The organism is Paraburkholderia nodosa, assembly GCF_001718195.1.
GTDB classification, from domain to species: Bacteria; Pseudomonadota; Gammaproteobacteria; order Burkholderiales; family Burkholderiaceae; genus Paraburkholderia; species Paraburkholderia nodosa_A.
Genome location: NZ_MCNV01000010.1, coordinates 171,216 through 183,758 on the forward strand (window position 1 = coordinate 171,216; position 12,543 = coordinate 183,758).

Sequence of the window (12,543 nt, forward strand, 5' to 3'; positions counted from 1 at the left end):
AGTCACTCCGTTTAACCGACTGGTGTCGAAATGTCGTCTCTTTCGCCGAATCGCCGAACATCCCGTAGCAAGTATGCGGTTGGGCCCTGTTACCTTATTGGACTGATTCCCGGTGTTGCGCTCTGTGCCGGCGTATGCCTGATCGCATGGCTGCTGCAAACGCTGCAAGCGCGTCTATTTGATCATGTGTGGCTTGAATCGCTCGTGCTCGCGATCCTCGTTGGCGCGCTGGTCCGTATGATATGGACGCCGGGTGAGCGTTGGACAAGCGGGATTACGTTTAGCGCCAAAGCCTTGCTGGAAATCTCCGTCGTGCTGCTCGGCGTATCATTTAGCGCCGCCGCATTGCAGGCGACCGGCCTCAAGCTGCTGTCGGGCATCGTTGTGATCGTCATCGCGGCCATCCTGGCGAGTTACGGAACAGGACGCGCACTGAAGTTGCCACGGCGCATGGCGGTCCTGATCGCGTGCGGAAATTCGATCTGCGGAAATTCAGCCATCGCAGCGGTTGCGCCCGTGATCGGCGCCAGCCGCGACGATGTCACTGCATCGATCGCCTTCACCGCGGTGCTTGGCGTTGCGGTAGTGCTTGGCTTGCCGCTGCTATCTGCGGCTCTTCATCTGAACGCCGTGCAGTATGGGACATTGGCAGGTATGACCGTCTATGCGGTGCCACAGGTGCTTGCAGCGACCATACCTGTTTCACCCGTCAGTGTGCATATTGGCACGCTGGTTAAACTGGTGCGTGTGCTCATGCTCGGACCGGTGATGCTGCTCCTGTCCACGCTTCTGCCTGTACGTGCTGCGAACCCAGGTACGCCGGAGCCGGGCGACCGTACGACGATGCTGCCCGGCAAGGTTCGTCTGACGAAGCTGGTGCCATGGTTTATCGTCGGCTTCGTTCTCCTGTGCGCGGCTCGAGCGACGGGGATGATTCCCATGCCGCTTTTGCAGCCGGCGAGCGAGCTAGGCAGCGCGCTCACGGTTGTTTCAATGGCTGCTTTGGGTGTAGGTACCGATCTGCGTACCGTCGCAAAGGCAGGTCCGCGCGTCACGTCGGCGGTGATTCTTTCGATACTGGTGTTGGCGGCGATGAGTCTGGTTCTGATCCACCTAATGCGCATTGAGTGATGTTGCCGTTAAACGCCTCAGATAGACGTCATGTGGGAAGCTTCGAGCGAATCCTCCTGCTCCTGCTGGTTTAGGCCCGAGCCAAAGAACCGGTAGTGAGCCGCTCGCGCCAGGCAATCCAGCCCACAACAATCGATAGTGTCGCCGCGACAAGCGGCGCCACCCCGTGTCCGTATTCGCCGTGCACTGCGACGGTTGCCAGCGCGGCCAACATTACGGTGCAGCCGAGCGCCGAGCCCCACAGCCGCGTCCGTGGTCGCGCGAGCAGAAGGGCAGTCATGAGTTCCAGCGAACCGGTTACGAAATGGAACCAGTGCGGATATCCCCACTTCAGGTACTCCTCAAAGATGGATCGCGGGGCGACGATGTTGCTGAGCGATCCGACGACGAAAAAAGCGGCAAGAACCAAAGGTAATACCTGGCGCCAGGAAATCTTGGACATTCGTTCTACCTTCTCTGTTGGGTGCACAGCCGAGGACTAGTGCGGCCGCCCGTTCGACGAGACGGCCGGTCTCCGTTGTTCATGCCGTATTGGCCTTGTAGGCCGCCGCAAAGACATCGCGAGGAGACGTCGTGCCCGCGATATGTTCCGTACCCGCGACGCCGAGATCCATCCAGCCCGCGTTGACGGCATCGAACATCGCTTCGGCGGGCCCGGTCTGTCCCCTCGGGACGCCGAACTGTTCGAACGCTGCTGGCCAGCCGGCACGCGGGATGGAAAGGGCCTTGACGTCGCGCTGCAAGATTTCGCCCAGTTGGGCCGCGACTTCGTCCGCGCTGACCATCGAGCCAAGCTCGACGACGCGATGCCCGGACCACGGCTGCCCGGTCAGCAGCGCCGCCACTTCGGCGCCGATATCGTCGGTCGCGACCATGGTCGACTTCCGACTCGTCGGGTTGTAGTAGACAGGTAGCGTGCCGCTCTGGGCGACGTGCAGGCCGTAAAGGAAGTTTTCGAAAAACCCGCCGGCTCGCACATAGGCGATCGGCAACGTCAGATCGCGTAGTCCTTGCTCGAGAAGCGACAGGGCCGTGATCATTCCCAGCCCGCTGGTTCTGTTCGCCCCCATCGACGAGAGCACGACCACCCGCGGCGGCGCTCCTCTGGTCAGCGCCTCGACATAGTTCGCGATCACGCCCTTTGCTTCCCTGAAATCAGGCGAGGGTGCCCAGACAGCCGGCAACATGACAAATGCGCCGTCGACTCCATCGAGCGCCCTCTCCACGGTGGCCGCATCATTCCAGTCGCCGTCGACGAGTTCCACGCCTCGATCCGCCCAATTCGCCGCCTTCTCGCGATTGCGGACCAGCGCCCGTACTTGCCGGCCTTGCGCCAATAGATGTTGGGCCGTTGCGCCACCTACGCGTCCGGTAATGCCCATTACCAAAATCATGTAGTTCTCCTGAAGTTAAAATTGCCCTTAAATGCCAACACTTCTGCGGCTACTGCTGGATGCGGTAATGGTGGAATCTTCGGCTTCCGCCTTCGACTCAACGCGCCGGCCCAGATGCCCGCCGGAGTCAGCTACGGAAGGCGGCCGGGAACAGGGTTCGACATTCGAGCTCCCTGTGGAGCAGTCTTTGTTTGAGGGTAGGTCTATCATAGAGACCAATGCCTCGCGCCGGAAGGAGGCAGTTTTTTGTTACCAGAGGAGTTTAGGGGAACCCGAATGAGCACTGTCCAGAAGGCGATCGAGAGATTCAGCCGTTATCAACGTGAACTGGGCGCCGCCCAGCCTGCACACTGCGCGATTCGCGACGTGCTCGACCGCATCGGCGACAAATGGAGCATGCTCATGATCATGGAGCTCGCGACGCGATCGCGGCGCTTCAGTGAGCTTCACCGGGCCATCCCTGACATTTCCAAGCGCATGCTTACCCAGACACTGCGCGATCTGGAGCGCGACGGACTCATCACCCGCCATGTTTTTCCCACCAGCCCACCAAGCGTGGAATATCGTCTGGCTCCGCTAGGCCAGTCCCTGTTGGACCCGATGGCGGCCCTCATCGATTGGGCCGATCGTCGTTATCCGGACATCCATGCCGCGCGCGTGCGCTTTGACGGCGCATCCGGTGACGTCCCGCGCTAGATGCTCGAGCCGATGCGAGGTCGTCGGTGCCAGAACGAACGTTCGGGTGATCCCAACCGAGATTGCTTCGTGCAGCAAATTGCGCTGAAGTGGTATATGATGACCATCATGCAGAAACCATCATCCAATCGAAAACCGGCCAGCCGCAAGGAAATCACGCACGAGCGCATCGTCGAGGTTGCCGCCCGCGCGATTCGACGCAGTGGCTACGACGGGACGGGAGTGGCCGACATCATGAAAGAGGCTGGCCTGACACATGGCGGCTTCTACGCGCACTTTCCATCGCGGGAAGTGCTGCTTGCGGAAGCGGCCGACCGCGCCGGTGCCGAGGCCGTGGCATTGTCGGAGCAAATCGCCGCCTCCGTGCCGCAGGAGCAGGCATTGCCGTCGATGGTGCGCGCCTATCTGTCGAAGGAGCACCGTGACGCCATAGAAACGGGCTGCCCGGTCTCTGCCCTTGGCTCGGAGATGCCGCGTCAGGCGCCAGTCGTGCGTCGCGCGGCCACCCGCCGCATCAAGGAGATGATCGATGTCGTCGCGCGCCAATTGCCCGACTGGGGGCAGCCGGGCGCGCATGAGCAGGCACTTCTGACTGTTGCTACCATGGTCGGCACCATGGTGCTGGCGCGCGCCGTCGACGACCCCAAACTGTCGGATAGTCTTCTCGAAGCCGCAGTGAATAAATTCGCACCCGCTGATGAGTAATCCGTGTGCCCGGTATCGGCTTTCGTTGGATCATAAATATGATGTCTATCATATTTTTGATCCAACGATCAGGCGCGCACGATCGGCGAGTGAAGGAGGTAGTCGAAAGCGCTGACGGTCCTGAGGTTGTGGCCGAAACCGTATTGCGGGCCGCTCTCGCGGCGCGCCCGAAACTCCGCTATGCGGCGGGCGGACTCGCCGGCCGTCTCCGATTGCTACGCAGATTTGCCCCTGTGGGCCTGGTGGACGCCGGCATTCGCAAGGACCTGCGGCTCACAGCGTAGATGATTCACGCAACAAGAAACTGGCAAGGAACAACGAACCATGATGAAGGCATTCGTCGTCGATCGATATGGACGCGAGAATGGCATACGAGCCGGCGAAAGGCCGGATCCGGAACTGCGTGAGGACGACGTACTCATCCAGATTCACGCCGCTGGCGTGAACCCGCTTGATTCGAAGATCAGGGACGGAGAGTTCAAGCTTATTTTGCCCTACCGCTTGCCGCTGATTCTGGGCAACGACCTCGCTGGGACCATTGTCCGCGTCGGATCACACGTGAGGCGATTGAAACCGGGCGATGAGGTGTATGCGCGACCGCCCAAAGACCGGATCGGCACTTTCGCGGAATTCATCGCGATCACGGAAGACGCCGTGGCGCTCAAGCCCAAAGCGCTGAGTATGGAAGAAGCGGCTTCTATCCCGTTGGTGGGCCTGACTGCGTGGCAGGCGCTGGTCGAACGAGCACAACTGAAGAAAGGGCAGAAGGTGCTCATACACGCTGGCTCGGGCGGTGTCGGCACCTTCGCCATTCAGCTGGCGAAGCATCTGGGCGCAACCGTCGCGACGACAGCGAGCGCCGCGAATGCGGGATTGATGAAGCAGCTCGGTGCGGACATCGTTATCGATTACAGGAAGGACGACTTTGCCGCTGTATTGAAAGACTATGACGTAGTGCTGGATACGCAGGGCGGAAAGACCCTCGAAAAATCATTGCAAGTGCTCAAGTCGGGTGGCAAGCTGATCGGAATCGCCGGTCCGCCCGATCCTGAATTTGCCAGGCAGATGGGTGCCGCCTGGTTCCTGAGAGCGGCGATGCACCTTCTAAGCTATCGCATCCGAAAGGCGGCAAGACGTCGGAATGTCGACTATTCATTCCTCTTTATGCGTGCCGACGGAGATCAGCTAACCCAGATAGCCGGGCTCTTCGACTCTGCTGCGATAAAGCCTGTGATCGATCGTATATTCCCGTTCGAGTCAACGCGAGAGGCTTTGGCTTATGTTGAAACCGGACGTGCTAAGGGTAAGGTCGTTATCAAGATTCGATAAAAGGAGGGATCTGTGTTGGCTTCCTGGCAGAGGCAACGGCCCTTGCTGGGGCGGTATTCACTTCGTGAACTTGAATACACCTTGTAACAGTCCGCAGCAGCACGGGTAGCCGATGCAATGAAGCGGGCTCATCGGACCTTCCTCCTCTTTGTCGAAGACGGCGCCGCGCGTTGTGCATTTCAGCCTTTCCGGGGCATCGAATGGCCGCCCGTCCAGCGCGCAGCAAGGCGGATTCCCCTTACTCGTTTTTCCTTGCGCCGCCTGCTCTAAAGAATTTGCGCGCGCAACCGATAGCCCAGTAGTCGAGTGGAGGTTGCCCATCCCGTAGTCATTACGCATACCAAGGTGGCCTATGAGCCCAACGCCGAATTCCCTGCCTCATTCCACGTTCGATACCAGCGTGCTGCCTCGCGACCAGCAGTTTTCCGCGTGGCGCGAGGCAGTGAGCGTGATTTTCGACACGCAGACCGCAGAATCGCGCGACGCGGGATTCGGCACCAGCGTGAGCGGCTATCTGGTCGGCGACGTGGTGCTGGGCTCGATACGCACGGGCGCGCAGCGCTACGACCGCTCGAACGCGAAGATCGGCCGTGACGGTCACGATCAATATGTTCTGCAGTTCTATCTAGGTGGCCACTGCCGGGCGCGCGACGGCGGCCCGGAAGCGTGTACGCAGCCGGGCGACATGTTCATCGTGGACGCGGCCCAACCGCTCGCGACCGACACCACGCAGAGCGAATTCCTTAACCTGGCGGTGCCGCGGCGCTTGCTCGCCCCTTTGCTGACTGCTCCCGACCAGCAGAGCATGCGTGTGATTCGCGGCACCGATCCCACGGTCGCGCTGCTGCGCGAGCATCTGGGTGCGCTTTACCGACATGCCCCGCAGTTGACGCTCACCCACGCCCAGGCCGTCATGCCCGCCACGCTTCAACTTGCGGCCAGCGCGCTCAACGCGAGCGTGAGCCCGGAACACTGGCCGGCTGTTCAGGAATGTGTGTTCGTATCGATCTGCCGCTATGTGGAGAAGCGCCTGACCGATCCGCAACTGAACGCGGAATTCGTAACGCGTGCATTCGACATGTCGCGCGCCACGCTTTACCGGCTATTCGAACAGGAGGGCGGTTTCGCGACTTATGTGCGCGAGCGCCGCTTGCGGCGCTGCCGCGAGATGCTCGCCGACCCGGCGCGACGCGGCATGTCGATTGCCGACATTGCCGCCGCACACGGATTCACCGACGCCGCGAATTTCACGCGCGCGTTTCGCCGTTCGATTGGTCTCTCGCCGCGCGCGGTACGCATGCTGGCGCTCAATGGCGAGACCGAACTGGCGAAAGAGTCCGGGGCGGACGACTGGCGCTACTGGATGGCCTTGATGCGTTGAGCATGAAACACGTGGGTCGTGCAAGCCGCATGTGAGACAAAACAACAAGTATTTGAGACATAGCGACAGATTTGGCCCCAGGCACTGCCGATTCATTGCCGCGTCATGCGCCGCCTGCAAAGATGCAGGCGCCTGCCAGATACGGGCAAACGGGGGAAACATGAAAAAGGCCCACAAAAAGCCGCGTCAAGGCGGCCTGTACTACTACGAAGCGGCATATTCGCTCGAACTCGCGCGTGGCGCGTCGCATATTTCCAGCATGCTGTCGACGGCGACACAGGAAGGTGCCGTGCAGGAAGTGATGCGCGAATTCATTGCGACGCACGGCAGGACCGCGCTGGACGTGTTTAGCTGGCTGCTGGCCGAGCGGCTGGACAAGCGTGGCTGCGCTGCGGCTGCCATGAAGGCCCGGGACTTCGACGCGTCCCGCCGGATGCCCGCGTTGGCCTGCGCAAGCTGAGCCGCAAACGGCTCAGTGCGCGAGCCTGAACGCCCCAACGGCGTCGCGCAGCGAGTCGGCCTGCTCGCTGAGCGCCATCGCGGCCGCGGCCGCTTCTTCCACGAGCGCCGCGTTCTGCTGTGAGACCTGGTCCATCTGCGAGACCGCGAGATTCACTTGCTCGATGCCGTCGCGCTGCTCTTCGGACGCGTTCGCGATCTCGTGCATGATGGTCGTCACGCGGCCAATGGACTCGCCGATCTCGTTCATCGTCTCGCCGGCCGAGCGCACATATTCCGAACCCGACGACACGTGCTCGACCGATTCGGCGATCAGCGTCTTGATCTCTTTGGCGGCCGCCGCCGAACGCTGTGCAAGCGAGCGCACCTCGCTCGCGACCACGGCGAAGCCGCGGCCCTGTTCGCCCGCGCGCGCGGCTTCCACCGCCGCGTTGAGCGCGAGGATATTGGTCTGGAAAGCAATGCCTTCGATGATGCCGGTGATATCGGCAATCTTCTGCGAGCTGCCGTCGATGCGCTCCATCGTCTGCACAGCGTTGCTCACGACTTGCGAGCCGCGATCGGCGACTTCCTGCGCGCTGTTGGCGAGCGTCTGCGCGGTGCGCGCGTTTTCGGCGTTCTGCTTGACCGTGGCGGTGAGCTGCTCCATGCTCGCGGCCGTTTCCTGCAGCGAGGCCGCCTGTTCTTCGGTGCGCTGCGAGAGGTCGTCGTTGCCGGCGGCGATCTGCCGCGTCGCCGTGGAAATGGACTCGGAGCTGTGGCTGACCTTGCGCACCGTGTGCGCGAGCGCGTCCTGCATGGCCTTGAGGCTCGCCACGAGGCGGCCCATTTCGTCGCTGGAACGCGTTTCGAGGTTGGCGGTCAGGTCGCCGTCCGCGATGCGCTGGAGCGCGCCCTGCACGTTCTCGAGCGGCGCGGCGATCGCACGGTGCAGTCCCGCGGCGCATACGCCCGCCACCGCGAGTCCGAGCACGATCAGCGCGATGCTGCCGGCCCGCAGCCATGAATAGCGGTCCTGCGCGCGGTCGAACGCCTGCTCGCCGTGCGCCTTCTGCCATGCCTCGAGCGCGGTCGAGGCCTTGGTGAGCGCGACCGAGAGCGGCGGAATCTGCTTCATCGCGATGTCATCCTGAGCCTGGCGGTCGCCTTGCTTGATCGCGGCCATGAGCGGCTGGATGCCTTGCTCCAGCATGCCGGTGAGGGCGGCTTGAACGCCGTCGGCGAGTGCCTGCTCTTCGGGAGCGTGCGGCAGCGAGCGGTAGACCTCCCAGGCCTTGTTCGAGGTGTCGACATAGTTCTGCGCCTTGTCGAGCAACGGCTGAATGTCGGGCGCGTCGGGGTGCAGGAGGATGCGGTCGAGCGTCGTGCGCGCGATCGTCAGATTCAGGTTGGCCTTGCCGATGTTGATGGCGGCGACCAACTGGTTCGAATAGGCATAGCCGAGCGCCGTATTGGTGCGCGACATGCCCGCAAGGCCGGAAACGCCGGCTGCCACGATCAGCAAGGCCAGCACTCCGACCGCGATGCGCAGACGGACAGAGATAGAGAGTCGTGCAAACACGAAGAGGGCTCCAGAACGCGAGGGGCTACGTAGCAGAAAAACGATCGTGCTTTGCGCGTGAGACGGCAAAGCACTGAACATGTTTACGGCGCTGGGCGAGGGAACTGAAGGTCGGCGCGGGAGCCCGCTGGACCTCTTGCGCAATGGTGGTTTTCCCCAGTCAATCGGGGAAAATTGCAAGCCAGTGAGGCGCCTGGGCACGGCATTTTAGCTGCGCCCCGAATGCCTCAGGCGCTTGAGCACGAGCACGCAGAGCGCCGGCAAATGCACGACGCCCATGCCACACGCAATCACCGCCCACGGCGGCGCGATCGTGCCGGACATCATCGCGCCGACCACGCCGAAGCACAGGCCGGCCAGCAACAGCGTGGCGTGGGCGATGAGGCGCTTCGGGCCGCGCTCGGTGAAGCGCGGAATGTTCGCGTGGACATACACGACGATCAGCAGGGCGGCGGTGGCAACGGTGGGGAACAGCATATTCGAATCCTCTCCAGCAGTGATGACGGTAAAGTCTTCGACTGTAGTAGAGGAATGCCGTTGCGTCGATGGCTAGAGGGTTGCGGAAGGGGTTAGCACCACACCACGCTGTCGTACGCCACGGTACGGCGATACACGTTTTTACCGCGCCAGCTGGAAAACTCCATATACGCGCATTCCAGCACCAGAATCCAGTTCGTGACCCGCATCGCCGCCCCCAAAGGTGTTCCCGGTTGTTCGTTCGACTGCGAGACCAGTCTATGACCCGGGAGCGGCGGACAATGCGGCGAGCAAGGCGCGATATCGCGTCCAGTTCGCCGCATTGCCGGATCAGGCGGGCGCCGCGAGCGGCATGAGCACGAAGTCGAACGTGGAGCGCCAGGGCGTGGCGCTGTCTGCCACCCGCTCGTACGGCGCGACGAGCGATGCTTTCACGCCGAACACAGCGTCCGACTGCAGGTAGGGATCGTCGCCCACGAAGGTATGCGTGACGACCTTCTGGAAGCCCGGCGCGGTGATGAGGAAATGCATGTGCGCGGGACGGTACGGGTGGCGGCCGAGGTTTGCGAGCATCTTGCCCACCGGGCCGTCGTGCGGGATCGGGTACGAGACCGGCTTGATGCCGACGAAGCGATAGGCGCCGTCCGCGCCGGTCGTGAAGATGCCGCGGTTGTTCCACCTGGGCTGCACGCCGGGCTGCTGCACGTCGTAGTAGCCGTCGGCGTTGTCGGACCACACGTCGATGCGCGCGCCCTCCACCGGACGGCCTTCGAGATCGAGCACTCGGCCTTCGAACAGGCAGCGCTCGCCCTTGCCGTCGGCGGTGATGCACGCGCCCATCTCGTGCTCCGGCGCGCCGGCCACGTGGAACGGGCCGAACACGGTGTTTTCGGTGGCTGCGTCCGGGCGGCGGTTGTTGATGGCGTCCACGAGCATGGAAAACCCTAGTGTGTCCGAGAGCAGGATGAACTCCTGGCGCTCGGCGCTGCAGAGCTGGCCCGCCGTAGTGAGGAAGTCGATGGCGGTTTCCCATTCCGGCTGCGTGAGCTGCACTTCTTTCGCGAATGCGTGCAGATGGCGCACGAGCGCGCTCATCACCTCGCGCAGACGCTCGTCGGCGTTTTCGCCGATACGCGCATTGACGGCCTCGGCGGAGGCGGCTTCGCTGAAGAACTGGGTCATGGTTCGGGGTTACCTGTAGGGTTGCCAGGCGTTACCTGGTGTTGCCTCGTGTTCTCTGATCGCAGTGACATCGACGTCGTGCTGTAACAGCGCGTATTGTGCGCCTGTCGCCATCGGGAACCAAAATCTGGCCCAATGAGCCGATTCGATCAGCCGTGCCCCCTTCATGATGGGCCGCAGTTTCCTGTGCAATCCGCTGTTCGATGGACGCTTTCGCGCTCGCAATCTGCGCATTTTCGAGGAGGACCATGCCGTGCTGCGGCGCATCCGGCCGGTTCGCGTCCCGGCGACTTGGCAGAACGAGGTGTCGGTGAAGTCGGATGCCTTGCAGATCGCGTTCAGGCAGCGCGCGCGGGCGCTGGCGGAGGACGGCTGGAGCGTGCCGGAGGCGTCGCAGGCGAGCCGCGTGGCCACGGTGATTGCCTGCCCGATGCGGCGCACGGTGAACACGTGGGCGCTGGAGGCGGCCGAGCCCCGCGAGGCACCGCCAATCGCCGCGAACACCGGGACCACGCCGCGCTGAACGCCGGCGCGCTCGATGCGATGCGCGGCTCCGAACGCCAGCTTACCCGCTCGGAGCCGTGTGCTGGACGACTACGCTCAGTGACGCGGCGTCACCGGCTCGACCGCGGCCCAGTAAGGCTCGGCGCCGTAGTACGCGTGCAGCGTGCTGCCCCAGCTCGCGTCGGCCATGGAGGGCCAGCTGTCCCGGTCGAAGCCCGGCGCTTCCTTCACGCGCTCGGACGAGACGTTGAGCAGGAAGCACTTGCGGCTCGTGTCGAGCATGAGCGCGCTCCAGGGGATGGCGAGCAGCTTGTCGCCGATGCCGAGAAAGCCGCCGCTCGACATCACCACGTAGGCTACGCGGCCGCTCTGCACGTCGAGCATGATCTCCTTGATCTTGCCGACTTCCTGGCCGTCCGAGCTCAGCACGCGGTCGCTGTCGAGCGTGCTGGCGGCCATCACGTCGGGGCCCGGCCCCGCGGCGCTCACGCGGCCCTTGCCGACGATGCGCACGCCATTGCCGGTTGGCATGGGCGGAGGAATGAAGGTGGGCATGCTGGTCTCCAGATATGAAGGGAACAATGTTGAGTCCGGCCAGACTCCCGACGATTCCCGTATCAGGCGGCAGGCGATGCCGCGGCGGTTCTGGCCGCCTGTCGCGAGATACAGCAAGCGGCGTACCGCGGTCCCGCCCCTCGATTCGATGCGCCGGCGCGAGGCGCATCGGGGGCGTTCCTGCCTGTCTGGAGACCCACTGCGGGACGCGCCGTCGATGCCTTACGAAGCCGGCGTGGCCGCCTTTTGCGGGGTGTCCACGTCGTAGCGTTTGGCCTGCTCGAAGAACGCGCGTTCGGCGGCCTTGTTCATCACCAGAATGCTGATGCGCCGGTTCAGCGGGCTGTCCGCCGTGTCGTGGTCGAGCGGCAGGACGTCCGCGAGGCCGCGTACCTGGAGCAGTTTCTCCTCGCTCAGGTGGCCGGCCACCAGCGCGCGGCGCGCGGCGTTGGCGCGCTCGCTCGAAAGCTCCCAGTTCGAGTAGCCGGCGAGGCCGCCCGAGTAGGGCACCGAGTCGGTGTGCCCCGCGATCGACACGCCGCTGTCCACGTCGTTCAGCGCGCCGCCGATCTGCACGAGGATCTCGTACGCGTAGTCCTCGAGCCTGGCGCTGCCGGTCGCGAACATGGGGCGTTTGAGCGAATCGACCAGCTCGATGCGCAGGCCTTCGTCCGTGATCGACATGCGGATCTGGTCGCGGTACGCGCGCAGATCCGGCCTGCGCTCGATGAGCGCCGAGAGTTTTTCCTTGAGCTGCGAAAGGCGCGACCTGTCGACCGCTTCCACGGGTACGGCGTGCGACAGCGTGGGCTGCGCGTTCGAGCCGCCCACGGCCGGCGTCTTGCTCGACAGGTCACGGCCGCCGCCTTGCACCACGCTCGGGTTGGGGTTCGCGGCGTCGGGCTTGCTGCCGAGCATGGCCGAAAGCGGCGTGTTGAAATACTTCTCGATGCCGTCGCGGTCGTACTGCGACGTCGAGCCAAGCAGCCACATCAAGAGGAAAAACGCCATCATCGCGGTCACGAAGTCGGCATAGGCGATCTTCCATGCGCCGCCATGGTGACCCTCGTGGCCGCCTTTCTTCACGCGGCGCACCACCAGCGTGGTCTTGCTGCTCTCGGTGTCGCGCGCGGCGCGCGAGCCTGGAGTACGTTCGGCCATCTCTGGAC

General features: G+C 63.3%; 14 protein-coding genes and 1 pseudogene. 8 read left to right on the top strand and 7 right to left on the bottom strand.

Features of this window, described 5'->3' with window-relative positions; translation table 11 throughout:
* Positions 1-30: 30 nt before the first annotated feature.
* Complete coding sequence (locus BFD71_RS19210; protein WP_083245336.1) at positions 31-1,131, top strand: YeiH family protein; 1,101 nt, start codon at positions 31-33, stop codon at positions 1,129-1,131.
* A gap of 70 nt (positions 1,132-1,201) precedes the next feature.
* On the opposite strand, the gene BFD71_RS19215 is transcribed toward BFD71_RS19210, so the two are convergent.
* On the bottom strand, positions 1,202-1,573 hold the full coding sequence (locus BFD71_RS19215; protein WP_069265877.1) for a DoxX family protein: 372 nt from the start codon (positions 1,571-1,573) through the stop codon (positions 1,202-1,204).
* Positions 1,574-1,652: 79 nt separating this feature from the next.
* Entirely contained in the window at positions 1,653-2,525 is an 873-nt protein-coding gene (locus BFD71_RS19220) for an NmrA family NAD(P)-binding protein (protein WP_069265878.1), read from the bottom strand.
* 276 nt (positions 2,526-2,801) lie between these two features.
* Between BFD71_RS19220 and BFD71_RS19225 the strand changes: the two genes are divergently transcribed.
* From BFD71_RS19225 to BFD71_RS19250, 6 genes and pseudogenes are all read left to right on the top strand, one after another.
* On the top strand, positions 2,802-3,221 hold the full coding sequence (locus tag BFD71_RS19225) for a winged helix-turn-helix transcriptional regulator (RefSeq protein ID WP_069265879.1): 420 nt from the start codon (positions 2,802-2,804) through the stop codon (positions 3,219-3,221).
* Positions 3,222-3,317: 96 nt separating this feature from the next.
* Positions 3,318-3,926 (top strand): TetR/AcrR family transcriptional regulator, encoded by a 609-nt coding sequence (locus BFD71_RS19230; protein WP_069265991.1) that lies wholly within the window; start codon positions 3,318-3,320, stop codon positions 3,924-3,926.
* A gap of 80 nt (positions 3,927-4,006) precedes the next feature.
* Positions 4,007-4,210: pseudogene (locus BFD71_RS42200) on the top strand (oxidoreductase); the annotation flags it as partial.
* Between the two features lie 43 nt (positions 4,211-4,253).
* Positions 4,254-5,255 (top strand): NADP-dependent oxidoreductase, encoded by a 1,002-nt coding sequence (locus BFD71_RS19240; protein ID WP_069265992.1) that lies wholly within the window; start codon positions 4,254-4,256, stop codon positions 5,253-5,255.
* 352 nt (positions 5,256-5,607) lie between these two features.
* On the top strand, positions 5,608-6,636 hold the full coding sequence (locus tag BFD71_RS19245) for a helix-turn-helix domain-containing protein (RefSeq protein WP_069265881.1): 1,029 nt from the start codon (positions 5,608-5,610) through the stop codon (positions 6,634-6,636).
* 160 nt (positions 6,637-6,796) lie between these two features.
* Positions 6,797-7,096 (top strand): hypothetical protein, encoded by a 300-nt coding sequence (locus BFD71_RS19250; protein WP_069265882.1) that lies wholly within the window; start codon positions 6,797-6,799, stop codon positions 7,094-7,096.
* 12 nt (positions 7,097-7,108) lie between these two features.
* Here the strand turns inward: BFD71_RS19250 and BFD71_RS19255 are convergent, their stop codons facing one another.
* The 3 genes from BFD71_RS19255 to BFD71_RS19265 all read right to left on the bottom strand — a co-directional run bounded on the left by BFD71_RS19255 (position 7,109) and on the right by BFD71_RS19265 (position 10,315).
* Positions 7,109-8,656, bottom strand: a complete 1,548-nt coding sequence (locus tag BFD71_RS19255; protein WP_069265883.1) for a methyl-accepting chemotaxis protein — start codon at positions 8,654-8,656, stop codon at positions 7,109-7,111.
* Between the two features lie 207 nt (positions 8,657-8,863).
* Positions 8,864-9,133: a hypothetical protein gene (locus BFD71_RS19260; RefSeq protein WP_069265884.1), complete on the bottom strand. Its 270-nt coding sequence runs from the start codon at positions 9,131-9,133 to the stop codon at positions 8,864-8,866.
* A gap of 330 nt (positions 9,134-9,463) precedes the next feature.
* Positions 9,464-10,315 (bottom strand): intradiol ring-cleavage dioxygenase, encoded by an 852-nt coding sequence (locus BFD71_RS19265; RefSeq protein ID WP_069265885.1) that lies wholly within the window; start codon positions 10,313-10,315, stop codon positions 9,464-9,466.
* Between the two features lie 166 nt (positions 10,316-10,481).
* Between BFD71_RS19265 and BFD71_RS19270 the strand changes: the two genes are divergently transcribed.
* The gene (locus tag BFD71_RS19270) at positions 10,482-10,838 is read left to right on the top strand and encodes a hypothetical protein (protein WP_141710727.1); all 357 of its coding nucleotides are present in this window, start codon (positions 10,482-10,484) and stop codon (positions 10,836-10,838) included.
* 77 nt (positions 10,839-10,915) lie between these two features.
* Here the strand turns inward: BFD71_RS19270 and BFD71_RS19275 are convergent, their stop codons facing one another.
* A complete protein-coding gene (locus tag BFD71_RS19275; RefSeq protein WP_256094804.1) occupies positions 10,916-11,374 on the bottom strand; it encodes a PRC-barrel domain-containing protein in 459 nt (152 codons plus the stop codon).
* Between the two features lie 222 nt (positions 11,375-11,596).
* Positions 11,597-12,535, bottom strand: a complete 939-nt coding sequence (gene motB / locus BFD71_RS19280) for a flagellar motor protein MotB (protein WP_069265887.1) — start codon at positions 12,533-12,535, stop codon at positions 11,597-11,599.
* Between the last annotated feature and the right edge of the window lie 8 nt (positions 12,536-12,543).